Origin of the sequence: Aureimonas pseudogalii (genome assembly GCF_014196835.1) — a bacterium.
Taxonomy (GTDB): Bacteria; Pseudomonadota; Alphaproteobacteria; order Rhizobiales; family Rhizobiaceae; genus Aureimonas; species Aureimonas pseudogalii.
Map to the genome: position 1 here is coordinate 16,580 of NZ_JACIEK010000016.1, position 22,991 is coordinate 39,570.

Genomic DNA, 22,991 nt, shown 5'->3' on the forward strand with positions numbered 1-22,991 from the left:
TGGTAAACCGGGAGGACGACCATGACACTCGATTTCAGCGTGGTGACCGACGCCTGGTACAGCCTGCTGATGGGCGTGCTCGGCACGTTGTTCCTCGCCGCCTCCGGCATGGTCATCGCCATGGTCGTGGGGGTGCTCGGCGTCGTCGTGCTGCGCGCGCAGATGCGCATTCCCAGCCTCTTGATCAACGCCTTCGTCGAGATCATCCGCAACACGCCGTTCCTCGTCCAGATATTCTTCATCTTCTTCGCCCTGCCGCTCGCCGGCATCCGGCTGAACCCGACGATGACGGCGGTGATCGCCCTCGGGCTGAACGGCGGCGCCTACGCGATCGAGATCATCCGCGGCGGCGTGGAGAGCGTGCCGCAGGGCCAGACCGAGGCGGGGCTGGCGCTCGGCCTGCACAAGGGCGAGGTCTTCCGCCTCATCGTGCTGACGCCGGCGCTTCGCGCGATCTATCCCTCGCTGACAAGCCAGTTCATCCTGCTGACGCTGACCACGGCGATCTGCACCTCGATCTCCGCCTACGAGCTCACCTCCGTCGGCCAGCGGATCGAGGCGGAGACGTTCCGCAGCTTCGAGGTCTACTTCACGCTGACCGGCATCTATCTCGTGATCTCCCTGATGACGATGTGGCTTCTGGCGGCCATCGGCCGCTGGGCCTTCAGCTATCCGCAGCGCTGAGGAGACGGCGATGGGCTATCTCGAGTTCTCCTATCTGTTTCAGGGCCTGCTGTGGACGGTGGTGCTGACGGCCATCGGCTTTTCCGGCGGCATCGTCTTCGGTGCGATCGTGGCGCTGATGCGCGTGTCGAAATCGCCGTGGCTGCGCATTCCCGCGATCGGCTGGATCGGCCTGTTCCAGGGCACGCCGCTGCTGATGCAGCTCTTCGTCGCCTATTTCGGCCTGCCGCTGCTCGGCTTCGACCTGCCGGCCTGGGCCGCCGTCGCCATCGCGCTGACCGCGCATGCCTCCGCCTTTCTCGGCGAGATCTGGCGCGGCGCCATCCAGGCTGTGCCGAAGGGGCAGAGCGAGGCCGCCCATGCGCTGGGTCTGCACACGCGCAGTCGGATGATCGACGTGATCGCGCCGCAGGCCTTCAAGCTGTCGCTGCCGGCCACCGTCGGCTTCCTCGTGCAGCTGCTCAAGGGAACGTCGCTTGCGGCCATCGTCGGCTTCATCGAGCTCGCCCGCGCCGGCACCATCGTCTCCAACCAGATCTACCGCCCGATCCTCGTGTTCGGCGTCGTCGGGGCGATGTATTTCGCGATGTGCTGGCCCCTGTCGTTCTACGGCCGGCGGCTGGAGCGGCGCATGTCGGCGGGCTCGGCGCGATGACGGCCGACCCTAGCGACGCGAGAGGCGTCCGGTCGCTCCTTCGGGGAACGCAAAGGGCGGCGACCCGACGGCAGGCTTCGCAGAGTTTCGGCGGGATGCCCCGGCATCCCCGGCCGATCGTATGACGGGAGAACGGACATGACGCAGATGCCAACCACGGATCGCGCGACGCCCGGCGCCGCCGGACCGATGATCGAGATGCGGCAGGTCGAGAAATACTACGGCGCCTTCCATGCGCTGAAGTCGATCGACCTCACCGTCACCAAGGGCGAGAAGATCGTGCTGTGTGGCCCGTCGGGGTCGGGCAAGTCGACGCTCATCCGCTGCATCAACCATCTCGAGACCATCAAGAGCGGCGAGATCGTCGTGGCGGGCCACCGGCTGAACGACAGCCAGAAGGCCGTGGACGCGGTGCGCCAGACGGTCGGCATGGTGTTCCAGCAGTTCAACCTGTTTCCGCACCGCACGGTTCTGGAAAACTGCATCCTGGCGCCGATGCGCGTGCGCAAGTTGTCGCGCGCGGACGCCGAGGCGACGGCGCGCAAGTACCTGGAGCGGGTGCGGATCGGCGATCAGGCGAACAAGTATCCGGCGCAGCTCTCGGGCGGCCAGCAGCAGCGCGTCGCCATCGCCCGCGCCCTGTGCATGGAGCCCAAGGCCATGCTCTTCGACGAGCCGACCTCCGCCCTCGACCCCGAGATGGTGAAGGAGGTGCTCGACACCATGGTGTCGCTCGCCCAGGACGGCATGACGATGATCTGCGTCACCCACGAGATGGGCTTCGCCCATCAGGTCGCCGATCGCGTGATCTTCATGGCCGATGGCCGCATTCTCGAAGAGAACGTTCCCTCGATCTTTTTCAAGTCGCCGCAGCACGAGCGCACTCGCGCGTTCCTCGGCGAGATCCTGCATCACTGAGGCCGGGCGAACGCATCTTGCGACGACGGGAAATGCCTCGACGTCGGCGCGCCCTGCTGGCGTCGGCGGAGAAAGGGTCTCAATCGGCCGAATGGCCGCCTGCCGAGGCGCCCATATCAGGCGGGGCAGCCGATCACCGCGCCGTCGAGAAGGGCGGCGGCGTGCCGAAGCGCCGCGCCCACCGCCTCCGCCATGGGGGGCAGCACCATCCATTCGAGCGTCCAGGCCGCCCCCGAGCGCTCGTTCTCGTGGATCATGGACTGGTGGAGCGTGCCCATCATTCCGGCGTTGAAGCGGGCGAGCGCCACGAGCACCTCGGCGCCGACCGGATTCTGCTTGTGCGCCATGGCGGACGAGCCGCCGCTTCCCGTGAGCGTCACGGTGCCGATCCCCGTCTGTGCCATCAGCGCCAGGTCCTGGCCGAGCTTGCCGAGCGTTCCCGTGACGAGCGCAAGGGCCTGCGCGACGTCGAGGATGCGCGTGCGGTCGGACTGCCAGGGTTCGGCGTCGGCAAGGCCGAGATGCCGTGCGAGCGCCGCGCGCACCGCGCCGGCCTTGCCGCCGAAGCTCGACCCGTCGCCGATCGGCCCGCCCAGCTGGATCGCGAGGCCCTCTCGCAGCGCCGCGAGCCGGGCCGCATGCCCATCGAGCGGCGACGCCCACGTCCGCAGCTTGGCGGCGACCGTGAAGGGGAGGGCGGCCTGCATGCGCGTCTGCGCCATCAGCGCATGGTCGCCTTGATCGGCCGACATCTCGTCGAGGCGCGCGCGGAGGCCCGCCAGACGCGCCTCGACGAGCGGGATCAGCGTCGCCAGTCTCAGCATCAGGGCGGTGTCGATCGCATCCTGGCTGGTGGCACCCAGATGAACCCTGGCGCGGTGCGGCTCGTCCACGGCCTCGCGCAGCTGCCGCACCAGATCGGGCACGACGACGCCGTCGCGCGCGAGACCGGCCGCGAGAGCGGCGAGATCGGGACGGAAGCTCGCCAGCGCCGTCGCGATCGCCGCCGCCGCGTCCCTCTCGATCAGGCCGGCCTCCGCCTCGGCATCTGCGAGGGCGATCTCGAAGCGCACGAGCGCCTCGATCTCGGCCTGCGGCGCGAACAGTGCGGCGATCTCGGCGTCGCCGGCGAGCGAGGACAGAAGCGGCATCCCGATCACGCGCGCTCCAACGCGATGGCGATGCCCTGGCCGACGCCGATGCACATGGTGGCGAGCGCCCGTCGCTGACCCGTCAAGGCGAGTTCCAGCGCTGCCGTGCCCGCGATGCGCGCGCCGGACATGCCGAGCGGGTGGCCGAGGGCGATGGCGCCGCCGTTCGGGTTCACGCGCGCGTCGTCGTCGGCGATGCCGAGATCGCGCAGCGTCGCGAGCCCTTGGGATGCGAAGGCCTCGTTCAGCTCGATCACGTCGAAATCGCCTTGCGTCAGCCTCAGCCGCGCCATCAACTTCTTCGAGGCCGGCGCCGGGCCGAAGCCCATGATGCGGGGCGCAACGCCTGCGGTGGCGCCGCCGAGGATGCGGGCGATCGGCGTCAGGCCGTGGCGGTGGGCGGCCGCTTCCGACGCCACGATCAGCGCCGCCGCGCCGTCGTTGACGCCCGACGCGTTGCCGGCGGTCACTGTGCCGCCCTTACGGAACGGCGTCGGGAGCTTGGCCAGCGCCTCGATCGTCGTCGCGCGCGGGTGCTCGTCCTGCGTGATCACCACCGGGTCACCCTTGCGCTGCGGGATCACCACCGGGACGATCTCCTTCGCCAGCCGGCCATTGCCTTGCGCGGCAGCTGCCTTGTTCTGCGAGCGGACCGCGAAGGCGTCCTGGTCCTCACGCGAGACGCCGAAATCCTCGGCGACGTTCTCGCCGGTCTCCGGCATGGAATCGACGCCGTATTGCGCCTTCATCAGCGGATTGACGAAGCGCCAGCCGATGGTCGTGTCGTGGATCTCGGCCTGCCGCGAGAACGCCGTTTCCGCCTTCGGCATGACGAAGGGCGCGCGCGACATGGACTCGACGCCGCCCGCGATCACCAGCTCCGCCTCGCCGGCCTTGATCGCGCGGGCCGCCGTGATGACCGCGTCCATACCGGATCCGCAGAGCCGGTTCATCGTGGTGCCCGGCACGGTCTCGGGAAGACCGGCGAGCAGCAGCGACATGCGCGCGACGTTGCGGTTGTCCTCGCCGGCCTGGTTGGCGCAGCCGAAGATCACCTCGTCCACTGCGGCGAAATCGACGGAGGGATGGCGCTCCATCAGCGCCTTCAGGGGGATCGCGCCGAGATCGTCGGCGCGCACCGACGACAGCGCGCCGCCGAAACGGCCGATGGGCGTGCGCAGGTAGGCGCAGATGTAGGCCTCAGTCATCTCAAAGCTCCGGAACGAGGAGATCGGCGACGGGACCGGGAACGAGGAGTTCGGCGCCCGTCACGGCTTGCAACTCTTCGACCGACAGGGACGGCAGCTTCTCGCGCAGCACGAAGCGACCGCCCTCGATGTCGATCACCGCAAGGCTCGTATAGACCCGGGTGACGCAGGCGACGCCCGTCAGCGGCAGCGAGCAGCGCTTCACGAGCTTGGGGCGGCCCTCCTTGGTCACGTGGTCGGTGATGACGGCGACGCGCTTGGCGCCGTGGACGAGGTCCATCGCGCCGCCCACCGCCGGAACGCCCTTCGGCCCCGTCGACCAGTTGGCGAGATCGCCGGTCTCGGCCACCTCGTAGGCGCCGAGGATCGCGACATCGAGATGGCCGCCGCGCACCATGGCGAAACTGTCGGCGTGGTGGAAGAAGGCGGTGCCGGGCTTCAGCGTGACGGCCTTCTTGCCGGCGTTGATGAGGTCCCAGTCTTCCTCGCCCAAAGCCGGTGCCTCGCCGAAGCCGAGGATGCCGTTCTCGGTGTGGAAGATCGCCTGCCGACCCGGTGGCTGGAAGCGCGCGACCATCTCGGGGAAGCCGATGCCGAGGTTCACGTAGGCGCCGTCGGCGATGTCCTGCGCGGCGCGCCAGGCGATCTGGGTGGCGGAAAGCTTGGCGCTCATGCGGCCCTCGGAGGATAGACGGCGTTGGCGCGGTTGAGGTCTTCTTCTTGAGCTGGGTTCGCCACCTCGACGAGCCCCTGCACGAAGATGCCGGGCGTGACGACCGCTTCCGGATCGAGGACGCCGGGTTCGACGATCTCGGTCACCTGGACGATCGTGGTCGCCGCGGCCATGGCCATCAGCGGATTGAAGTTGCGCGCCGCCTTGTTGAAGACGAGGTTGCCGAGGGTGTCGCCGCGATGGGCCTTGACCAGCGCGACGTCGGCCTTCAGCCAGAGTTCGCGCACGTAAGGGCGGCCGTCGAACGCCTCCACCGGCTTGCCCTTGGCGAGGTCGGTGCCGAAGCTCGTCGGCGTGTAGAAGGCCGGGATGCCGGCACCGCCGGCCCGGATGCGCTCGGCCAGCGTGCCCTGCGGCACCAGCTCCAGCTCGATCTCGCCCTTGAGATAGCGCTCGGTGAAGACGCGCGGATCGGCCGAGCGCGGGAAGGAGCAGACGAGCTTGCGCACCATGCCCTGCTCGATCAGCGCCGCGAGCCCGACATGGCCGTTGCCCGCGTTGTTGTTGACGACGGTGAGGTCCTTGGGCGAGCCGGTCGCGACGAAGCGGTCGATCAGCGCGTGGATCAGCTCGATCGGCGCGCCGGAGCCGCCGAAGCCGCCGATCATCACGGTCATGCCGTCCCGAATGCCGGATACCGCCTCGGCGAGGCTGGAGATCGTCTTGTCCATGCGGCCCTCACATATCCAGAAAGACGGTTTCGTCGTCGCCCTGCAGCCGGATGTCGAACCGGAAGACGGGGAGCCCGTCGCGCTCGCTCCGCCGGGCGATCAGCGTTCGGCGCCGGTGCGGCTCGGGAATGCGCAGGAGCAGCGGGTCCGCCTCGTTCGCCGCCTCGTCCTCGAAATAGACGCGGGTGTGGAGCCCGATATTGATGCCGCGCGCCACGATCCAGACGCTGATGTGCGGCGCCTGCATCCGGCCGTCGGGATAGGGCACTCGGCCCGGGCGGATCGTCTCGAAGCGGTACGAGCCGTCGGTCTCGGACACGGGCTGGCGGCCCCAACCGGCAAAGGCGGGGTCGGCGGCGCCGCGCGTCTCGGCCGGCGAATTGTGGAGCCCTTGGGCGTCGGCCTGCCAGATCTCGACCAGCGCGTCGCGCACCGGCGAGCCGGCGCCGTCGATCAGCGTGCCTTCCAGCAGGATCCGCTCGCCCTTCGTCTCCGGCCCGACCAGCACGAGGCCGAGATCGGCCTTCCAGACGCCGGTGATCTCGACCCAGTTGGGATTGGTGCCGATATGGACGTAAGGGCCCGCCGTCTGCGAGGCCGATTCCTTCAGGTAGTCGAGGTGCTGGACCATCAATTGCCCTCCATCCGGTTCTCGAACGGGGTCGAGCGGCGGCCGCGAAGCACGATGTCGAACTTGTAGGCGAGCGAGTCCATCGGGATCGTCGCGTTGCGGTCGAGCGCGGCGACGAGTTGCTCGATCGCCGCCCTATCGGGGATCGTCTTCACGATCGGGCACTGCCAGATCATCGGGTCGCCCTCGAAATACATCTGGGTGATCAGGCGCTGCGCGAAGGCATGGCCGAAGATCGAGAAGTGGATATGCGCCGGCCGCCAGTCGTTGACGCCGTTCGGCCAGGGGTAGGCGCCCGGCTTCACCGTGCGAAAGGCGTAGCGCCCGTCCTCGTCCGTGATGCAGCGCCCGCAGCCGCCGAAATTGGGATCGAGCGCGGCGAGATAGCTCTCCTTCTTGTGGCGGTAGCGGCCGCCGGCATTGGCCTGCCAGAACTCGACGAGGGCGCCCGGCACCGGGCGCGCCGCCTCGTCCAGCACCCGGCCGTAGACGACGATGCGCTGGCCGATCGCCTCCGTGCCGTCTTGGGAGAAGTTGCGGATGAGGTCGGCGTCGAGGGGGCCGAGAACGTCGTGCCCGAACACCGGACCGGTTTCCTCGGAGGCGGTGGTGGGAAGCGACAGGAGCGCGTTCTTCGGCGCCCGGAGGATGGAGGTCTTGTAGCTCGGCGTCAGCGCCGGCGGGTGCCATTGCCGATCGCGCTGAAAATAGGAACCGCTCATCGCGCCGCCTCCCCCTTCATCTGAGCCAAGGTCGCCTTGGCGATCTTGATGGCATGATTGGCCGCCGGCACGCCCGCATAGACCGCGACATGCATCAGCGCCTCCGCGATGTCGGCCGGGCTCGCCCCGGTTCGCACGGTCGCCCGCACGTGCATCGCCACCTCCTCGTCCTGCCCGAGCGCCGCGAGCAGCGCGATCGTGACGATCGAGCGCTCGCGCCGCGTGAAGTGATCGCCCGACCAGACCGTGCCCCAGGCGCCTTCGGTGATGAAGCGCTGGAAGGCGCGGTCGAAATCGGTGATCGCGGCGCCCGCGCGCTCGACATGGGCCTCGCCCAGAACCTCGCGGCGAACCGCCATGCCCGCGTCGTATCGCGCCGCCGGTGCCGCCATGGCGCCCGCGACATGCGCCGCGACGAGCTCGGCGACCTCAGTCGGGCGATCGATGCAGGGCAGGTGCCCCGCGCCGGCGATCTCCGCGAAACGGCCGCCGACGATGCCCTCCGCCGTTCGGCGCACGAGATCGGGCGGCGTCGACAGATCCTCCGATCCCGCGATCACCAGCGTCGGCGCGCGGATGGCCGGCAGCTCGGGCGTCAGATCGGCGTCGCGCAGGGCCGCACAGGTGCCGACATAGCCGGCGACGGAGGTGCGTTCCAGCATGGTGCGCCAGCCGGCGACGGTGGCAGGCTCGCTCGAACGGAAGGCGGCGCCGAACCAGCGCTCGACGATCGCCCCTCCGATGGCGCCGAGGCCGCCACCTTCTACCGCGGCAATGCGATCGTTCCAGCTCTCGCGGGTTCCGATCCGGGCCGCCGTGTCCATTAGGACGAGAGCCTCGACGCGCTCGGGATGGCGCGCGGCGAAGGCCTGCGCGATCAGCCCTCCGACCGAGAGCCCCACCGGCACGACGCGCGTCCAGCCGAGCGCGTCCAGAAGCCCGCAAAGATCCGCCAGATGACGCTCGATCGAGTAGGGGGCCGGCGTCGCCTCGCTCAGGCCGTGGCCGCGCAGGTCGTAGAAGAGAAGCTCGTGCGAGGCTCGCAGGCGCTCGGCAACCGCGTCCCAGATCCGCAGATCGCTGCCGAGCGAATTCAGGAACACCAGCCGCGGCCGCCCCGGCGTGCCGTGCATGCGATAGTGGAGGACGATCCCGTTGACGGAATGGAAGGGCATCGGCGCTTGCGAACTCCCAGGGTGCGGCGACGCGGAGTCTAGGAGGCTTGCCTTGCGAACGGAAATGACCGTTTATCCCGTCATCATAACCGCTGAGTTATACGAATGCTGCCCAACGGGATCCGGATGCGCCATCTCACCACGTTCGTGGAGGTGGCTCGACTGAAAAGCTTCGTGAAGGCGGCGGACCTGCTGGCGGTGACGCAGCCCGCGGTCTCCAAGACGGTACGCGAGCTCGAGGACCTCCTGGGCTCTCCCCTCATCGACCGTTCGCGCCGCGCGGTCGCGCTGACGCCCGACGGCGAGATCTTCCTGCGCCATGCCGAGGCGAGCCTCGTGTCGCTGCGGCGCGGCGTCGGCGCGCTTCTCGACGCACGGCTTCCGCAGGCGCCTCCGCTGCGGATCGGCGCGCTGCCCACCGTCTCCGCCCGCCTGCTGCCGCCCGTGCTCCGCGCCTTCATGGCGGCTAGGCTCGGCGCGGTGCCGCGCATCGTCACCGGGCCGAACGCTTACCTCCTCTCGCAGCTGCGGCGCGGCGATCTCGACATCGTCCTCGGGCGCATGGGCGACACCGCGGAGATGGCCGACTTCGCCTTCGAGCGGCTCTATTCCGAGCGGATCGCCTTCGTGGTGCGCCCGGACCACCCGTTGCGCCGCAAGACGCCGCTGGATCTCGCGGGGATCGGCGCCTACGAGGCGCTGATGCCGCCGCCGGGGTCGGCGATCCGGCCGGTGGTGGACCAACTCGTGCTCGCGCTGGGGCTGGCCCGGCCGCAGGCGGTGCTGGAAACCGTGTCGCCTTCCTTCGGCCGGGCCTATGTGCGAAGCAGCGATGCGATCTGGGTGATTTCCGAAGGCGTCGTGGAGCAGGACATCGCCGATGGCATTCTCGCGATCCTGCCGGTGGACACGTCGCTGACGCTCGGGCCCGTGGGCATCACGATGCGACCGGATCGATCGGTGGATCTCGCCAGCGAGACCTTCCTCGCAGAGCTGCGAACCGCCTCATCCCGGCTTCGCGGCGACGGCGACTGACGCGTGGCCTTCCGGGTCTGCGTGGGCAGCCGCGATGGTCCGGCGCTGACGTCAGCGACCGAGGTCGTAGATCGCCGTCGCGACCACCTGGGGACGGTCCCGCCGGGCATCGGGCGCATCGGCCCGGCTGACGAGAAGCGTCAGCTTCGGCTCCTTGCGCGAGCGAAACAGCGTCGACACGATCCCGGTCGAGCGTTCCTCCTCGACGCGGCTCCAGTTCGCCGTGAAGCTCGCCGACCCGACCACCGCCTCGGCCGCCGGCTGCAGATCCTCGCCGCCCCCGCCCGTGACGTGGCACATGGGCAGATCGACGGAGACCACGAGCGCATAGCCGGTCTCGCCGCCGGCTCCGATGCGCCAGTATCGATTGCCCCGCCGCAGGGGTTCCGGCGGCAGAAGGGCCTCGGGCAGGGCCTCGGCCTCCGACACACGCCCGCTGAGATCGATCGCGGCGAGGAACGGCGCAGGATCGTCGATCCAGCTCTGGGGGTCGAGGATCCACGTCTCGCAACCGCGCAACGCGCCTTCCATGCCGGTGCGCAACGGATCGACGGGCGTCGGCCCCTCGGCGACGGCCGGCGGGACGGCGGCAAGCAGCGCCGCGGCTGCAAAGACGAAAAGACGCATCGGTCACCCTTCGATCGGAGGAGGTGCCCGGTCGCATCTCGACACGGCAGGGGCCGTCCTCAGGAATAGGCCGCGTGCCGGCGGGGGAACCGAGGCGACGAGAAAGAGCAGGACGATGCAAAGCCGGCCGCCGAGGGAGCCGCGACGTTCGGACGTCGCATTGCCCCCGGTGAGGATTTCCAACGCCATCGGAGCGAGCGCTGCGGGAACGCGCAGATCGATGCCGCCGAGCGCCACCATCCAGGGTGACGCGACGCTCGCGAGATGCCGGGCGCTGGAATGAGCGGGAATGCCGGCGGCCCCGAGAGCCGAGAGGGCCACGGCGCCGTCCGGCAGGCCGTAGGCCCAACCGATCACGGCGAAGCGATCCGGCACCACGGCGGCTCCGTTCATCGATTGGCCAATCCGCGCGCGGCGCGCTCGGTTCGGATTGCGTCGGCCTCGCGCCCGATCTGATCGCGTAGATCCGCCAGACCCTTTCGCGTGGCGGCATGCACGGCCCCATCGAGCGAAGGATCCGGGTAGCGATCGTCCCAGTCGAGGACGGCATCGATCGTGCGCTGGAGCTCGGGAATGTTCCCAAAGGCCCAGTCGTTCACCTCGGGGCCGATCGTCTCGAAAAGCGACGAGAACAGCGCCGGCTCGCCCGTCGGGTCCTGGGTCGGATCGGCGGTCAAGCGCGAGCGCCAGCGCAGTTGCCCGGCATAGAACCAGAACGTCGCCTCCTCGCCCTTGCCGGACTGGAGAAGCGCCGGCGCTCTCATCATGAGTTCGCTCGGATGGCTCCGTCCCATCGTCTCGGCGCCGGCGGGAAAGGCATGATCCCTAGCGTGTGACGGGATCGCCACCGCGAGAAGAAGCGTTGCGAGGAGGCCGGCGAGACCGGTGCGAGGGACCATGCGAGCCAGCGACCTCTCGTTCGATGTGGAACCGGCGCGTTCCGGTGCTTCCAGAAATGGTCGCCCGGGCACAAATTCAAGCAAGTCTTGCAACCGGCAATCGGCATGGCGCTTCGCCGGCGCTTGGAACGGTGGCCGTCCCACGCTAGAGCGTGGGCGCTCGAAGGATGCGCCGCTCTTGCGGCGCGTCCCGTTCGCTCGGTTCGAGACCGGAGGTTTGCCGTCATGCCCATCCTCGTTCGCGTCGTGCTGGCGCTCGTCGCCGCCGCCATCGTGGGAGGTGGCTTCATGATGTTCGACCGCACGCGCGGGGCCGAATGGACGGTGTCGCCGACTGAGATCGCCGCGGCGCAGGCGGACGGCAAGGCCGGGGTCGAAACCGATCGCGGCTCGGTCACGGTGCTGCCGATCCGATCGGAGACCGCCGACGCGCTGCCGTTCAAATGGGCGCTCGCCGGCATCGGTGCCGGCGCCGTTTGCTTTGCCGCGACACGCCGGCGAACCTCGCGCCGAGGGAAGGCCTCGTGATGCGCTGGACCACCGCAGCCCTCGCCCTGGTCGGCGTGCTCGCCGCGATCCTGCCGGGACGGGCGATGGCCGACCCGGCGGGTGACGAACGCTATCTTCGCCTCGAAGACGCCGAGCGCGTCTACGCGGGCATGGCCGAGTTCGCGCGCATGCAGGGGCCCTTGATCGAGGTCTCGGACCGCCGCGAGCTGCCGGCACTGGCGGAGCGCGGCACGGCGCTGGCGGCGCAGACGTTCGCGGTGGCTGGTGCGCGCGATGCCATGCTCGAAAGGCTCCGCAAAACCCCCGGCGAGGTGCCGGTGGCCTTCGATGCGATCGTTGCCCGGATGCGCGCCGTGGAGGCGGAGTTCGCCTCCCGCTCGCTCGAGGCGCTGCAGGCCGGCGAGGCGGACGCGGTGGCGCATTACGAGGCGCGACCGGATCGTGCGTCCATCGATGCGGTCGGCGATGCCATGGCGGCTCCCGATCTCGCGCGCGAAACCGCGGTGACGGGCCTGCGCGTCAAGTGGATCTACGAGACCCTGCTGACGGGGAACATGGACGAGATGCGCGCCATGACGCCCGCCTTGGTCGAGACGGGGATCCGCGAGGTGCTGGATCGCACGCGCGCCCCCGACGATCCCGAATACGGGGCGCCGCCGCTTCGCAAGGAACTGGTGCGCGAGCAGGCGCGCATGGTCAAGCGCATGGTCCTCTCGCATCTGCCCGAAGCCGACGTCGCGGCGCTCGCGGCCTTCTACGCCAGCGATGTCGGCCGAGCCAAACGTCGCGCGTTGGTCGAGGCCTTCGGCGCCCGCAACGACGAGGATGGCGCCCGCTTCATCCGGCAACTCCTCGAACGGGAACGCAGCCGGACACCGTAGGGAGAGGGGAGGCGGGTCGCCGGCTCGCCGTCACCGCGCCGGCCCCTCGCGCTCGACGAGGCTTGCGCGGCGCAGCGCGAGGCTCGCGAGCGCCGCGGGAACGGCGAGGCCGAAACTGAGGAGGGGAACGAGGAGGGCGTCGCCCCGTAGGAGCGCGAAAGCCAAGCCGAGGCCGGCCCCGCCGACGCTGAGCAACAGGGCCGAGGTCCAGAGCCGCACGGCGCGGGCCGTGAAGCGCGCGAGATCGCCGACCCACCATGCCATGGGCAGCATCAGCAGCCAGGAGAGGAAGCCGGCGCTCGGGGCGTGATGGGGGCCATCGACGAGGGCGGTGATCACGCCGAGCGTGCCGAAGAGCGCCGCCACCGCCGCGAGGATCACGGCCGCGTTCGACCGTCGGTCGCGGCGCAGCCGCTGCCAGTACTCGGCGTCGGTTCGCCGGGAGGCGCTCCGTTTCATCCGCTACGTCCCGCATTCCACCGCGCCGAGGAGCGCCCACGCCTCTACAAAGTCCGGCTCGATGCCGGCTTCCGCCTCGCCGTGCCATTCGAGCGCCAGCACGCCCGACGTCGACGGGCGTTCGGCGCGCATCGTGATGGCGTCGCCCCCCGACCCGCCGCCCTCGCGGGAGACGGCGTAGCGCACGAGGTCGCCGCCGACGCGAACCTGCCGATCGAGCCCGGGCGAGGCCTCGACGCCGGGACGAAGCGAGACCGTCATCTCCCAAGGCTGTCGCAGATCTCGCCAGCCCTCGGGTCGCACGAGAAGACGGTTTTCGGTCTGCCGAACGTCGAAGCCGGCGATGTCGGCGACGAGCCGGCAGGGGCCGGGCGGCGCGATCGTGAGCCGCAGGGTCGTGTCCGGAAACACGAACTCGACGAAGGCGTCGTCCTCGCTCCACCGGATCACGCGGTGCGAGGAGCGCGAGCCGAAATAGGGACCGTCGATCGGATTGCCGCTGAGCGCGTGATGGACGCCCGGTCCCTCGACCCGGTACTCGAACCAGCGACGCGGCGCATCGGTGAGGAAGCCGCGCTCCGACCAGTCCATCACCGACGCGGTGAAGCGCCCGTCCGGCGAGGCTCGGGTCTCACCGGTTCCGACCGGCATCACATGGAGGGCACGCACGAGCGCGGCGACGATGAGAAGCACCGCGAGGCCGGCGAAACCGAGAATTCGTCGCCGGGAGTTCACGAGGAGAACGCCCTGTCGGCGGATCTGCCGTTCGCAACGGTCATCTCGGTGGCCGGTCGAGGCGCGGCACGGTCGCCGGGCCCTCGTCCCACGTCTGCGGGAAGGGGCGCACGGGAACCTCGCCGCCCCGTGGGATCGCGCCGAGATGGCGGTGGACGCAGCCGTAGTCGAGGTCTTCCGGCGCGTAGCGCAACTCGCCCTCGCCGAGCGTCGAACCATCCTCGGCTTCGGCGCGAAGCCGCAGAACCAGAGTGCCGTCGGCCTCCTCGTGCGCCGACCCGATCGAGCCGTCGTCCGCTCGAAGCGGGGTGCACGGGATCGACAGGCTGGCGAGCACGAGACCTGCGGTGGCCCACCCGACGCGGTTCACGAGCGCGTCTCGACGAAAGGCCGCGGATCCCGGGCGCGGGACCACCAACCGCGAAGACGCGGAGCCGCACGGCCCGCCCGCCCTTGCGTCACGTCCCTCGCGTCGTCGGCGAAGCCGCGATGATCCGGCATTCCCGTCATCGCGAGCGCTCCGTCAGAGCCCTCAGCATCTGCACGAATTGCGCTCGCGGGCAGGCCGCGCCGAACTCGTGCAGCACGTCGCCCCCGTCGAAGAGTGCCACGCTGCAGAGCGCATCCGTCGGCCCGGGCGCGTCGATCGGTGCCGGATCCCGCGTCGCCCAGACGGCGTTCGCGGCTGCGATGGCCGCATCTATCTCGCTTGCCGTCAGGTCTCGGCTCGCGTCGTGTTCGATGACGGTCGTCGGCTTGCCATGACGCGTCGCATCGGAAAGGCGCGTGGTCGCCCGGCGGAGGGTGCGAGCGTCCAGATCGACGATGATCCACGTCGCCGTCGGCGACAGGGCGTTTCCGGTGGCGACGAGCGCGCCTCGCCGGGGAAGGTCGCCGGGAAGGGCAAACTGCGCACCGGCGCGATCCGTGCGGAAGGGAGAGACGAGCTTGTGCGGTGCGTAGGCAATGCGCGGCTCGGCGGCGGCGACGCCCGTCCCGGTCGACGAGGCCAGCCAACCGAGGGCGAGCGCCAGCGCGAGCGGACGGACTCGCCCCTCGCGTCTCACGACGGCGGGTCTTGGCGCCGCGCCTCGAAAGGGCGGAGCAGCCCGCCCGAGGAGGCGCGAAGGAGGGGCGCGCTCGCTGGTCCTCATTCCTTCGGCGCCACAAGCTCCCGGCGCGCATAGGCCGCGTGCAGGTATCGCCCGATCAGCTCGGAGAAGGCGTCGACCTTCATGCCCTTCACGCCGAAGGCATCGATCGTCACGGTCCGTCGCCGGCGGTTGACCTTGCTGTAGAACCAGAAGCCGCGCCGCGCGGGAAGCGGAGCCTCCTCGTGCAGCACCAGCTGCAGGGCGAAACGCTGGTTGGCGTAGACCTGATACTGCTCGACGTCCGTCCAGGGAATGGGATCGAGGAACCGCGAGGTTTCCAAGTGCTCGGGCGTCAGAACAAAAAGCGGTGCGCGGCTTCGGCGATGCGAGACGATGGCGATCGCCGCGAAGCCCAGGAAGCCCGTGGCGCCGACGGCGGCGAGGATGGCCTGCGCCCACTCGTCGTGACCGAAGCCGATCTGCGCCGCGGCCGCGACGGCCCCGATCCCGATGATGGCGAAGAAACCGCTGGCGATGCCCATGACCCAGATCATCGGCTTGGCGTTGTCGTAGAGAACGAGCGCCTCGCTGCCGACCGCCGCGGCCGCCGTCTCGAGGCTCTCGCGATACTCGGCATGGGCGCCGCGCGCCCGTGTCAGGAAGTCGAGACTGAGCGCGCGGCAGATCGCGTCCCAGTCGGCGAAGGCCTTGCGCCCGAAGGAGGGCACGCCGGGCTCCGGGCGCCGCGTGGCGTGCGCCAGAACGGGCTCGTCGATGGCGACGCCGAGCGCCTCGATCCGCTGGCTGGTGGGCGGATGGCTGTCGGTCGGGTGGGGCTGCCGGTCCTCGAGATGAGCCGCGGGATCGGGAAAGCCTTCCTCCGCCGTCAGCCGGGCCGTGGCGGCGACGAGGTCGTCTTCGCCGGTCTCCGGTGCCTGGAAGGCGCGTTGCAGGACGAAGGAGACCGCCGGCTCGATGATCGAGCTGCGGATCAGCGCCGACGCGGCGCCCGCCGGCCGGCTGATCAGGCTGCCGTTGCGATCGGCCTCGAACTCGCGCAGGCGGCTCCAATGCGCCACGGCGACGTCGAACTGGCCGATCGCATGAAAGCCGAGGCGTGTGGCGGGTTGCACGACGATCGCGCCGCGGTTGGCTTGATGAAGCGCCTCGAGCGAGCGCCAGAGCGTGGCGTAGATCGGCGTGAACTTGCGGCTGTAGCGCGTGTCGTCGCCGGTGAAATGCGCCAGTTCGTGGCCGATGATGGCCGACACTTCGGCGGTGTCGAGGAGTTCGAGGGCGGGCGCGGGCAGATACAGCGTCCGGCCTTCGAGAAGGCGACCCTCCGGCTCGATGCGAACGGCCCCTTCGGTGACGTAGAACCCTTCCGTCAGACCGACGATGATCGTGTCGGGGAGCGGAGCACCCTGGCGGGCGGCGATCTCGCGTGTGAAGCGCCACAGGCCGGGCGCCTCGTCCTCGCCGACGACGCGGGCCAGCACATCGATCGGCTGCGGCGTGAAGAGATCGAAGACGCGGCGCAGGCTGACCACGGCCATCACCGCACCATAGGCCGCAAGCGCCGCCAGCACGATGCCGGCGCCGGCGAGCTTGATGCCGTTGCCGGAAACCCGCTCCCAGAACCACAGGCTCATCGCCTCGAACGACGTCGCGCAGAAGAGCGCGACCCCGAAACCGAGGACCACTGCGGCCATGAGGACGGGCAGCACCACCCGCAGACGTCCGAAGCTCTCGATCAGCTGGTCGCGCGAGCGCCGCGCCCGCCACCCCGCGACGCGGGCCGCCAGAAGGCCCGAGCCGGTGCCGGCGACGACGAGGAGGCTGGCGCCGATGGTGGCCCAGGCCAGAGGAACGCGCGCCCGCGCGACCGTCAGATCGGTCTCGAGGCTCGCCAGCGCCGTCTCGATCCGCGCGGTGGTCTCGGAGGCCTTGAGCACGGTGACGTCGGTGCCGTCTCCGGGGAAGCGAAGCAAGGCCTCCGGGTCTTCCGCTCCGAACTGGCGCACCTTGCCCAGCCTCTGCCGGAGCCCGTCGACGGAGGCCGTCTCGATCTCCACCATCGAGGCCGCGCGCTGCGCCTGCCACGTGCCGAGGCCCGTCAGCGCCAGCGGCAGGACGAACAGCCACAGAGCGAGACCGAACGGCGGCGAACGACGCCAGAACGGCGAAGGCGGTGACTGCGTGAAGGCCATGAACCACTCCGGTCGTTCGCCCGATCGGTCCCTCGACCGAGCTTCTTTCCATCAAGTCCTCTTCAAAGCAGACCTTATCAACTTTGGCGATTGCCGTTCTGCCATCGGGCGACCGGGGGCTTCATCAGGCTACGAGACGCGCGCCTGCCGGACTTGCGGACTTGCGGACTTGGCGTTCGGGCGTAGCAGCCAGGTCAGCGGTCGCTCGACGATGCGATGAGCGAAGAGGCCGCCGATGCAGCAGGCGAGCGTCGCAGCGGCGACGAAGAGAAGCGCGAAGGGGCCCGTGGCGGTCGGCATCAGCTTGCGCCAGACGATCTGCGCCACCGGCAATGTCAGGACGTGGGTGAGGTAGAGCGCGTAGGACGCATCGCCCAAGGCCTGCAGGCGAGGCAGATGCAAGGGGCCGCGCGCGCGCTCGCGGAACACGAGCCCGGCGACGAGAAGCGCCGATGGCATGCCGCCCGAGGCCACCCGCCATTCCGCCGGCAGGACGAGCGGAAGCCAGAGGAGAAGCGCCGCGCCGAGGAGGGCGACGAGCGTCGAGACGCGTGCGCCGATCACGCGTCCTTTCGTGTAGAGCCGCCCGATCGCGAGGCCCATGGCGAATTCGAGGATGATCGGGTCGCAGTAGAAGCCGGCGATGCCGCCGGGATCGGCGGCCAGCCCGAGCGTCGCGAGCGAGACGAGGACAGCGGTCACCGCAACGAACTGGTGGCGCGCGGGTAGAAGGAGAGCGAGGCCGAAGAGCGCGTAGAACGCCATCTCGTAGTTCAGCGTCCAGCCGATGACGAGGAGCGGGTTGTAGAGCCCGATCGTCGGGTGCGGCCAGGGAACGAAGGCGAGCGACGCGACGAGGTGGTCGATGGAGAGGACGGTCGTGCCGAGGAGGTCGGGCCGCAGGGCCGCGACGTTGGCGAGAACGAGCGTCAGCAGCCAGTAGAGCGGCACGACGCGCACGAGGCGCTTCATCGCGAAGCGCCGCGGCGAGGCGCCCGACGCCCCGCGTGTCGTCGTCCAGATGATGAAGCCGGAGATGACGAAGAAGAGGTCGACGCCCATCTGGCCGGCGTCGAAGCGCGGCAACGCCGCACTCTCTCCCAGCCGTCCCGCCCCGTCCGTCGCGTGGAAAACCACCACCATCAGAGCGGCGACCGCGCGAAGGATCTGCAGGTTGAAGATCATGGCGAAGGCCCTGCCTCGTCTCCGGCCACGACCGCCCGGCAGGTCGGCGAGGGTTTGAAAGTCGCTCCGAGACTGCCACCGATCGGTTAAGCCCTTGCCAATCGGTGGCGGTTTCGCCCGTTCGAGCCGACGTGGAAGCGAGATCCGGTCGTCGGCCTTCGTGCCCCTTTCTCAGCCTTTCACCGCGCCGGCGGTGAGGCCGGCCACGATGTGCTTCTGGGCCGCGAAGAAGACGATGATCGTCGGCAGGATCGTCAGCGTGATGAAGGCGAGCACGAGCTGCCAATTGGTGGAGAACTCGCCCTGGTAGATCATGATGCCGAGCGGCCAGGGAAACTTGTCCTGACTGTTCAGTATGATCAGCGGCATGATGTAGTTGTTCCAGCTGTTGACGAAGGCGACGATGCCGACGGTGGCGAGGATCGGGCGCGACAGCGGCAGCGTCACGTACCAGAAGAAGCGGATGTAGCCGCTGCCGTCGACGAAGGCGGCCTCGAAAAGCTCGCTCGGCACGTTCTTGAAGAAGTTGCGCAGGAGCAGGATGCTCATGCCCAGCCCGAACGCCACCTGCGGCAGCACCACGCCGAGATAGCTGTCGAGAAGCCCGAGGTCGCGGATGCGGATGAAGAGCGGCAGGATCGCCGTCGCGATCGGGAACATCAGCCCGACGAGGAAATAGTTCATGAGGAAGCTCGCCCCGAAGAACTTGATGTGGGCGAGCGTGAAGGCGGCCATGGAGGCCGCGGCGAGGGTCAGCGCGACGGTCAGCGTCGCGATGAACAGCGAGTTGCCGAGCATCTGCCAGTAGCGCCGGCTCGACAGGATGTCCCAGTAGTTCGCCCATTCCCAGGTGGTGGGCAGGCCGAACGGATTGACCCGCAGGTCGCCCAGCGACTTGAAGCCGCCGATCGCCGTGGTCAAGAGCGGCACCAGCACCACCGCCGCCATGATGAAGAGGCTGGCATAGATGTAGAGCCCGGCGACGAAACCCGGCCGGCGCCGGCTGTCCGAATAGGAGGGTTCGGCTTTGTCAGTCATGGCGCATGAAGATCCGTCGATAGCCGAAGGCGATGGTGACGCAGATCACGAAGAGCACGACGCCGATGGCGCTGCCGAACCCGACCTTCATCCGCGTCACGCCGTAGGTGTAGAGGAAGGTGACCATGGTCTGCGTCGAGTTCGACGGCCCGCCGCCGGTGAGCGGCATGATCATGTCGAAGAGCTGCAGCGAGCCGACGATCGAGAAGAAGACCGAGAGGCGGATCGTCGGCGAGAGCAGCGGCAGGGTGATGTTGCGGAACTTCTGCCAGCCCGTCGCGCCGTCGATGTCGGCCGCCTCGTAGAGCGACTTGTCGATCGACTGGAGCCCGGCGATGAACAGCATCATGTGGAAGCCGAAATACTTCCAGATGACCACCGCGAGCACGGCGTAGATGGCGAGGTTCCGGTCGGCGAGGACATAGGGCGTCTCGATGCCGACGAGGTTCGCGACCGAGGCGACGAGCCCGTAGTCGCCGTCGTAGATGAAGCGCCAGATGAGGCCGGCCGCGACGTCGGCGAGGACGTAGGGCAGGAAGAACACCAGCCGGAAGGCCGTGACGCCGGGCATGCGATGCGCGACGAGGGTCGCCAGCCACAGCGCGAGCGGCAGCTGGATTGCCAGCGAGACGAGGATGATGAGGCCGTTGTTGGCGAGAGCGGTGCGGAAGGCGCCGTTCTTGAACAGAACCTCGAAATTGCGCAGCCCGACGAAGGTCTCGGGGTCGCCGTAGCCGCTCCAGTCGAACAGGCTGTACCACGCCGCCTCGCCCATCGGCAGGATGACGAAGAGGGTGAAGAGCAGGAAGGCAGGGGGAAGGAACAGGACGAGCACCGGCAGCACGCCGCCGATGTTGCGGTGGCGCACCGGCGCCTTGCGCGGCCGGGCCGGTTTCGCGCTCGCCGTCGAAGGGCTTCGAGCGTCGAGAGCTGTCACATCCGCCATGGCCGTCTCGTTCCTCGCGACATCGCGTTCGGTCATTGGGGTGGAATGGGGCGGACCGGGAGGCCCGCCCGAGGGGGTGGAATAGGGCGGACCGGAAGGCCCGCCCGGTTCCTCACTGGAGTTCGAAGGCGTCCTGGATCTCCTGCATCGCGGCGTCCGGCTCCATCTGGCCGGAGACCATCTCCACCGTGACGTCGTTCACGACGCGCCCGACGGAGGGGCCGAGATCCTGGTCGAGAAAGAGCTGGTGATAGGGCGAGGCCGTGAGGTCGGCCGCGAAGCCCTTCACGATCGGATCCTTCAACCCTTCGTCCGCGCCCGCCGCCGCGGGGATCAGCATGCCGGTTTCGGCCATCCGTCGCTCCGCTTCTGGGCCGGTGAACCAGCGCACGAAGTCGATCGCTTCCGGCTTGGCATTGCGCGACACCGCCCAGCAGTTCACGCCGCCGAAGGTTTCCGTGCCCTTCGCGGTGCCGCCCGCGACAACGGGGAAGCGGAACGTGCCGATCTCCTCGCGCGGGATGCCCTTGCCATCGGCCGCCGCGGCGGACTGGCGGCCGGCGGAATCGTCGAAGGTGAGCAGCATCGCCGCCCGTCCGTCGCCGAAGAGCGCCAGCGTGTCCTGCCAGCGTGTGCCGAGATAGCCGGGCTGGAAGGGCTCCATGGCGCCGAGCTCGCGCAGCTTGGTCGAGGCCTCGATGAAGGGCGCGGCCGCGAAGCCGCCGTTCTCGCCGGCCTTGGCCGCCGTGAAGGCCTCTTCGCCGCCGATCCGAAGCGCCAGATACGACCAGTAGAAATGGAGCGGCCACTTGTCGCCGCCGCCGCCCGCGATCGGCGTGATGCCGGCGGCCTTCAGCTTCGCCACCGCGCCGGTGAAGTCGTCCCAGGTCTTGATCGCATCGCCGTCGACGCCGGCCTTGGCGAAGAGCGCCTTGTTGTAGAAGAAGCCGACGACGCTCATCTTGAGCGGCACGCAGAGGGTCTTGCCGTCGATCGTGACGCCCGCGACGGAGGCGGGAACGTAGGCGTTGGCCCAGGCGCCGCCATCGGCCTGCATCTTCTCGGTGAGATCCTGCACCGCTCCGGCCTCGGCCTGCGCCTTCAGGACGCCGCCGGACCAGCTGTAGAACAGATCCGGCGCGTCGTCGGACTGGAGCAGCGTCGGCAGCTTCGCCTTGAAGGCCTCGTTCTCGAGGAACTGCAGGTCGATCGTGATGCCGGGATGGGCCGTCTGGTATTCGTCGGCGAGATCGCGCCAGAGCTTGGCGTAGTTCGGGTTCGCCTCGACATGCAGCAGGCGCACGGTCGTGTCGGCGAGGGCGGGGTCGGCGGAAACCGCAAGGCCCGCCGCCAGAAGGCAGCGGGCCAGGATTCCACGCGAGCGTCGCGTTGGGTTGGACTGCGTCATCGGAACCTCCCAGCAGGCTATTTTTATCGCCTTGCGGATTAAATACGGCGGCGTTTGCCTCCTCTGTCAAGACGGCTTTCATGTTGCAGCGCCGAAGACGTCGGTCTTCCGGGTCGTAAGGCGTCTTTACGGCAGCCATTGACAGCGGGTGCTCGAGTCTCCTTATTTCCGCTGTCCGAAATTAAGACGGCTGTGATCATGAAGACGGGTGATCCCGAACTGATGCGCGTGATCAACCGCTTCCACATCCTCGACGTCATCCGGCGGTACGGGCCGATCTCGCGCGTCGAGATCGCCCAGCGCGGCGAGCTGTCCTCCACCACCGTGTCCGCGATCACCGGCGCGCTCGTCGAGGACGGCATCATCCAGCCCGTCCCGGTCGGCGGCATCCACGAGCCGGCGCGCGGCCGGCCCCGCGTCATGCTGGAACTGAACGCGGCCGCCGCGCGCGTCGTCGGCCTGCGCATCGGTCCACACCAGATCGCGGTCGCCGTCACCGATTTTCGCGGCGACGTCCTCGCCCATCTCGACGTTCCCATCCGCGTGCGCCGGCAGTCCGTCGCCACCGTCGCCGATCTCGCCGAGGACGTGGTGCGCCGCGCCGTGGTCGACGCCGGCCTGACGCTGAAGGAGATCGACAGCGTCTGCGCCACCATGCCCGGCATCGTCGAATACGGCATGGGTCGCGTGCGCGTCAGCCCGATCTTCGCCGAGCGCGACGTGTGCTTCGGCGAGGCGCTGGTCTCGCGCCTCGCCGTTCCCGTCGTGGTCGAAAGTGAGGCGAACGCGCTGGCCCTGTCGGAACACTGGTTCGGCGGCTCGCGCGATCTCGGCGATCTCGCCGTCCTCTCGCTCGAACAGGCGATCGGTCTCGGCATCCTGCACGGCGGCCAGCTCTTTCGCGGCGCGCACGGCCTCAGCCACGACATCGGGCGCATGGTGGTCGGCACGCGGCCCGACGGCTCGCTCCTGCGCCTCATCGACGTCGCCTGCGAACAGGCCGTGCTCGACGGGTTGGGCGCCGACCCCTCGATCCGCGACGCCGCCCATGCCGGCCTCGGCCTGCGCCATGCGGTGGAGCGGCTGGCCCGCGCCGATGCCGGGGTGCTGGACCTCGTGGAGCAGGCCGGACGCGCCGTCGGCATCGCGCTCGCCAACGTCGTCGCGCTGTTCTCGCCGCCGCGCGTCCTTCTCGCGGGCTCGCTGCTGCATCTCGGCGCGCCGTTCACCGCGGCCGTCGCGCGAAGCTTCGCCGAGACCGTCGCCGAACCGCTCGGCGAGGTGACCGAGATCCTCGTCGATCCGCCGCGCGACGCCCGCCGCCTCGGCCAGGGCGCCGCCGCCATCGCGCTGTGCGAGCTCTACGGCTCGCCCTGGAGCACCACGGGCCCGGCGCGTCCGGCCTGACCACCCCCC

26 protein-coding genes are annotated in these 22,991 nt (G+C 69.3%); 7 read left to right on the forward strand and 19 right to left on the reverse strand.

What is annotated here, in order from left to right:
* Positions 1-21 precede the first annotated feature (21 nt).
* From GGR04_RS19995 to GGR04_RS20005, 3 genes are all read left to right on the forward strand, one after another.
* A complete protein-coding gene (locus tag GGR04_RS19995) occupies positions 22-684 on the forward strand; it encodes an amino acid ABC transporter permease (RefSeq protein ID WP_183201826.1) in 663 nt (220 codons plus the stop codon).
* 10 nt (positions 685-694) lie between these two features.
* On the forward strand, positions 695-1,339 hold the full coding sequence (locus GGR04_RS20000; RefSeq protein WP_183201828.1) for an amino acid ABC transporter permease: 645 nt from the start codon (positions 695-697) through the stop codon (positions 1,337-1,339).
* Positions 1,340-1,486: 147 nt separating this feature from the next.
* Positions 1,487-2,257 (forward strand): amino acid ABC transporter ATP-binding protein, encoded by a 771-nt coding sequence (locus tag GGR04_RS20005; RefSeq protein ID WP_281383141.1) that lies wholly within the window; start codon positions 1,487-1,489, stop codon positions 2,255-2,257.
* A gap of 116 nt (positions 2,258-2,373) precedes the next feature.
* Here GGR04_RS20005 and GGR04_RS20010 read toward each other — a convergent pair whose 3' ends face one another.
* From GGR04_RS20010 to pcaDC, 7 genes are read right to left on the reverse strand one after another with little or no spacing between them, the layout of a single operon-like run.
* Positions 2,374-3,408 carry a 3-carboxy-cis,cis-muconate cycloisomerase gene (locus tag GGR04_RS20010; RefSeq protein WP_183201830.1) on the reverse strand — a complete coding sequence of 345 codons (1,035 nt, stop codon included), beginning with the start codon at positions 3,406-3,408 and terminating at the stop codon, positions 2,374-2,376.
* Between the two features lie 5 nt (positions 3,409-3,413).
* On the reverse strand, positions 3,414-4,616 hold the full coding sequence (pcaF, locus tag GGR04_RS20015; RefSeq protein ID WP_183201831.1) for a 3-oxoadipyl-CoA thiolase: 1,203 nt from the start codon (positions 4,614-4,616) through the stop codon (positions 3,414-3,416).
* Between the two features lies 1 nt (position 4,617).
* Complete coding sequence (locus GGR04_RS20020) at positions 4,618-5,289, reverse strand: 3-oxoacid CoA-transferase subunit B (protein WP_183201832.1); 672 nt, start codon at positions 5,287-5,289, stop codon at positions 4,618-4,620.
* The gene (locus tag GGR04_RS20025; RefSeq protein ID WP_183201835.1) at positions 5,286-6,020 is read right to left on the reverse strand and encodes a 3-oxoacid CoA-transferase subunit A; all 735 of its coding nucleotides are present in this window, start codon (positions 6,018-6,020) and stop codon (positions 5,286-5,288) included. Before GGR04_RS20025 ends, GGR04_RS20020 begins: the two co-directional genes overlap by 4 nt.
* Positions 6,021-6,027: 7 nt before the next feature.
* Positions 6,028-6,651, reverse strand: a complete 624-nt coding sequence (gene pcaG, locus GGR04_RS20030; protein ID WP_183201836.1) for a protocatechuate 3,4-dioxygenase subunit alpha — start codon at positions 6,649-6,651, stop codon at positions 6,028-6,030.
* A complete protein-coding gene (gene pcaH, locus GGR04_RS20035; protein ID WP_183201839.1) occupies positions 6,651-7,373 on the reverse strand; it encodes a protocatechuate 3,4-dioxygenase subunit beta in 723 nt (240 codons plus the stop codon). The genes pcaG and pcaH overlap by 1 nt, the downstream gene beginning before the upstream one ends.
* The gene (gene pcaDC, locus GGR04_RS20040; RefSeq protein ID WP_183201841.1) at positions 7,370-8,548 is read right to left on the reverse strand and encodes a bifunctional 3-oxoadipate enol-lactonase/4-carboxymuconolactone decarboxylase PcaDC; all 1,179 of its coding nucleotides are present in this window, start codon (positions 8,546-8,548) and stop codon (positions 7,370-7,372) included. Before pcaDC ends, pcaH begins: the two co-directional genes overlap by 4 nt.
* Positions 8,549-8,674: 126 nt before the next feature.
* Between pcaDC and pcaQ the strand changes: the two genes are divergently transcribed.
* Positions 8,675-9,583 (forward strand): pca operon transcription factor PcaQ, encoded by a 909-nt coding sequence (pcaQ, locus tag GGR04_RS20045; protein WP_246393442.1) that lies wholly within the window; start codon positions 8,675-8,677, stop codon positions 9,581-9,583.
* 51 nt (positions 9,584-9,634) lie between these two features.
* Here pcaQ and GGR04_RS20050 read toward each other — a convergent pair whose 3' ends face one another.
* From GGR04_RS20050 to GGR04_RS20060, 3 genes are read right to left on the reverse strand one after another with little or no spacing between them, the layout of a single operon-like run.
* The gene (locus GGR04_RS20050; protein ID WP_183201845.1) at positions 9,635-10,210 is read right to left on the reverse strand and encodes a hypothetical protein; all 576 of its coding nucleotides are present in this window, start codon (positions 10,208-10,210) and stop codon (positions 9,635-9,637) included.
* 3 nt (positions 10,211-10,213) lie between these two features.
* On the reverse strand, positions 10,214-10,603 hold the full coding sequence (locus GGR04_RS20055) for a hypothetical protein (protein ID WP_183201847.1): 390 nt from the start codon (positions 10,601-10,603) through the stop codon (positions 10,214-10,216).
* Positions 10,600-11,109: a hypothetical protein gene (locus GGR04_RS20060; RefSeq protein WP_183201848.1), complete on the reverse strand. Its 510-nt coding sequence runs from the start codon at positions 11,107-11,109 to the stop codon at positions 10,600-10,602. The genes GGR04_RS20055 and GGR04_RS20060 overlap by 4 nt, the downstream gene beginning before the upstream one ends.
* A gap of 225 nt (positions 11,110-11,334) precedes the next feature.
* Between GGR04_RS20060 and GGR04_RS20065 the strand changes: the two genes are divergently transcribed.
* Positions 11,335-11,637, forward strand: a complete 303-nt coding sequence (locus GGR04_RS20065) for a hypothetical protein (protein ID WP_183201851.1) — start codon at positions 11,335-11,337, stop codon at positions 11,635-11,637.
* Positions 11,637-12,500, forward strand: a complete 864-nt coding sequence (locus GGR04_RS20070) for a hypothetical protein (RefSeq protein WP_183201854.1) — start codon at positions 11,637-11,639, stop codon at positions 12,498-12,500. The genes GGR04_RS20065 and GGR04_RS20070 overlap by 1 nt, the downstream gene beginning before the upstream one ends.
* Before the next feature lie 30 nt (positions 12,501-12,530).
* Here GGR04_RS20070 and GGR04_RS20075 read toward each other — a convergent pair whose 3' ends face one another.
* From GGR04_RS20075 to GGR04_RS20115, 9 genes are all read right to left on the reverse strand, one after another.
* Entirely contained in the window at positions 12,531-12,959 is a 429-nt protein-coding gene (locus GGR04_RS20075) for a hypothetical protein (protein WP_183201857.1), read from the reverse strand.
* Between the two features lie 3 nt (positions 12,960-12,962).
* On the reverse strand, positions 12,963-13,694 hold the full coding sequence (locus GGR04_RS20080) for a Tsi3 family protein (protein WP_183201859.1): 732 nt from the start codon (positions 13,692-13,694) through the stop codon (positions 12,963-12,965).
* Between the two features lie 40 nt (positions 13,695-13,734).
* Positions 13,735-14,064, reverse strand: coding sequence for a hypothetical protein (locus GGR04_RS20085; protein ID WP_183201861.1), 330 nt, complete (start codon positions 14,062-14,064; stop codon positions 13,735-13,737).
* A gap of 136 nt (positions 14,065-14,200) precedes the next feature.
* Complete coding sequence (locus GGR04_RS20090) at positions 14,201-14,761, reverse strand: hypothetical protein (protein ID WP_183201863.1); 561 nt, start codon at positions 14,759-14,761, stop codon at positions 14,201-14,203.
* An 83-nt stretch (positions 14,762-14,844) separates the two neighbouring features.
* On the reverse strand, positions 14,845-16,998 hold the full coding sequence (locus tag GGR04_RS20095; RefSeq protein ID WP_246393445.1) for a M48 family metallopeptidase: 2,154 nt from the start codon (positions 16,996-16,998) through the stop codon (positions 14,845-14,847).
* Between the two features lie 129 nt (positions 16,999-17,127).
* Positions 17,128-18,183: an acyltransferase family protein gene (locus GGR04_RS20100; protein WP_183201865.1), complete on the reverse strand. Its 1,056-nt coding sequence runs from the start codon at positions 18,181-18,183 to the stop codon at positions 17,128-17,130.
* 171 nt (positions 18,184-18,354) lie between these two features.
* Entirely contained in the window at positions 18,355-19,131 is a 777-nt protein-coding gene (locus GGR04_RS20105; protein WP_246393461.1) for a carbohydrate ABC transporter permease, read from the reverse strand.
* Positions 19,132-19,213: 82 nt separating this feature from the next.
* The gene (locus tag GGR04_RS20110; protein WP_183201868.1) at positions 19,214-20,167 is read right to left on the reverse strand and encodes a carbohydrate ABC transporter permease; all 954 of its coding nucleotides are present in this window, start codon (positions 20,165-20,167) and stop codon (positions 19,214-19,216) included.
* Between the two features lie 112 nt (positions 20,168-20,279).
* Positions 20,280-21,575, reverse strand: coding sequence for an extracellular solute-binding protein (locus GGR04_RS20115; RefSeq protein WP_183201870.1), 1,296 nt, complete (start codon positions 21,573-21,575; stop codon positions 20,280-20,282).
* A gap of 198 nt (positions 21,576-21,773) precedes the next feature.
* Between GGR04_RS20115 and GGR04_RS20120 the strand changes: the two genes are divergently transcribed.
* Positions 21,774-22,982: an ROK family transcriptional regulator gene (locus tag GGR04_RS20120; RefSeq protein WP_183201871.1), complete on the forward strand. Its 1,209-nt coding sequence runs from the start codon at positions 21,774-21,776 to the stop codon at positions 22,980-22,982.
* Positions 22,983-22,991: the final 9 nt, after the last annotated feature.

Coding starts and splice junctions, on each gene's coding strand:
- GGR04_RS19995 (WP_183201826.1), top strand. CDS start 22: ATGACACTCGATTTCAGCGTGGTGACCGACGCCTGGTACAGCCTGCTG.
- GGR04_RS20000 (WP_183201828.1), top strand. CDS start 695: ATGGGCTATCTCGAGTTCTCCTATCTGTTTCAGGGCCTGCTGTGGACG.
- GGR04_RS20005 (WP_281383141.1), top strand. CDS start 1,487: ATGCCAACCACGGATCGCGCGACGCCCGGCGCCGCCGGACCGATGATC.
- GGR04_RS20010 (WP_183201830.1), bottom strand. CDS start 3,408: ATGCCGCTTCTGTCCTCGCTCGCCGGCGACGCCGAGATCGCCGCACTG.
- pcaF (WP_183201831.1), bottom strand. CDS start 4,616: ATGACTGAGGCCTACATCTGCGCCTACCTGCGCACGCCCATCGGCCGT.
- GGR04_RS20020 (WP_183201832.1), bottom strand. CDS start 5,289: ATGAGCGCCAAGCTTTCCGCCACCCAGATCGCCTGGCGCGCCGCGCAG.
- GGR04_RS20025 (WP_183201835.1), bottom strand. CDS start 6,020: ATGGACAAGACGATCTCCAGCCTCGCCGAGGCGGTATCCGGCATTCGG.
- pcaG (WP_183201836.1), bottom strand. CDS start 6,651: ATGGTCCAGCACCTCGACTACCTGAAGGAATCGGCCTCGCAGACGGCG.
- pcaH (WP_183201839.1), bottom strand. CDS start 7,373: ATGAGCGGTTCCTATTTTCAGCGCGATCGGCAATGGCACCCGCCGGCG.
- pcaDC (WP_183201841.1), bottom strand. CDS start 8,548: ATGCCCTTCCATTCCGTCAACGGGATCGTCCTCCACTATCGCATGCAC.
- pcaQ (WP_246393442.1), top strand. CDS start 8,675: ATGCGCCATCTCACCACGTTCGTGGAGGTGGCTCGACTGAAAAGCTTC.
- GGR04_RS20050 (WP_183201845.1), bottom strand. CDS start 10,210: ATGCGTCTTTTCGTCTTTGCAGCCGCGGCGCTGCTTGCCGCCGTCCCG.
- GGR04_RS20055 (WP_183201847.1), bottom strand. CDS start 10,603: ATGAACGGAGCCGCCGTGGTGCCGGATCGCTTCGCCGTGATCGGTTGG.
- GGR04_RS20060 (WP_183201848.1), bottom strand. CDS start 11,109: ATGGTCCCTCGCACCGGTCTCGCCGGCCTCCTCGCAACGCTTCTTCTC.
- GGR04_RS20065 (WP_183201851.1), top strand. CDS start 11,335: ATGCCCATCCTCGTTCGCGTCGTGCTGGCGCTCGTCGCCGCCGCCATC.
- GGR04_RS20070 (WP_183201854.1), top strand. CDS start 11,637: ATGCGCTGGACCACCGCAGCCCTCGCCCTGGTCGGCGTGCTCGCCGCG.
- GGR04_RS20075 (WP_183201857.1), bottom strand. CDS start 12,959: ATGAAACGGAGCGCCTCCCGGCGAACCGACGCCGAGTACTGGCAGCGG.
- GGR04_RS20095 (WP_246393445.1), bottom strand. CDS start 16,998: ATGGCCTTCACGCAGTCACCGCCTTCGCCGTTCTGGCGTCGTTCGCCG.
- GGR04_RS20100 (WP_183201865.1), bottom strand. CDS start 18,183: ATGATCTTCAACCTGCAGATCCTTCGCGCGGTCGCCGCTCTGATGGTG.
- GGR04_RS20105 (WP_246393461.1), bottom strand. CDS start 19,131: ATGGCGGCGGTGGTGCTGGTGCCGCTCTTGACCACGGCGATCGGCGGC.
- GGR04_RS20110 (WP_183201868.1), bottom strand. CDS start 20,167: ATGGCGGATGTGACAGCTCTCGACGCTCGAAGCCCTTCGACGGCGAGC.
- GGR04_RS20115 (WP_183201870.1), bottom strand. CDS start 21,575: ATGACGCAGTCCAACCCAACGCGACGCTCGCGTGGAATCCTGGCCCGC.
- GGR04_RS20120 (WP_183201871.1), top strand. CDS start 21,774: ATGAAGACGGGTGATCCCGAACTGATGCGCGTGATCAACCGCTTCCAC.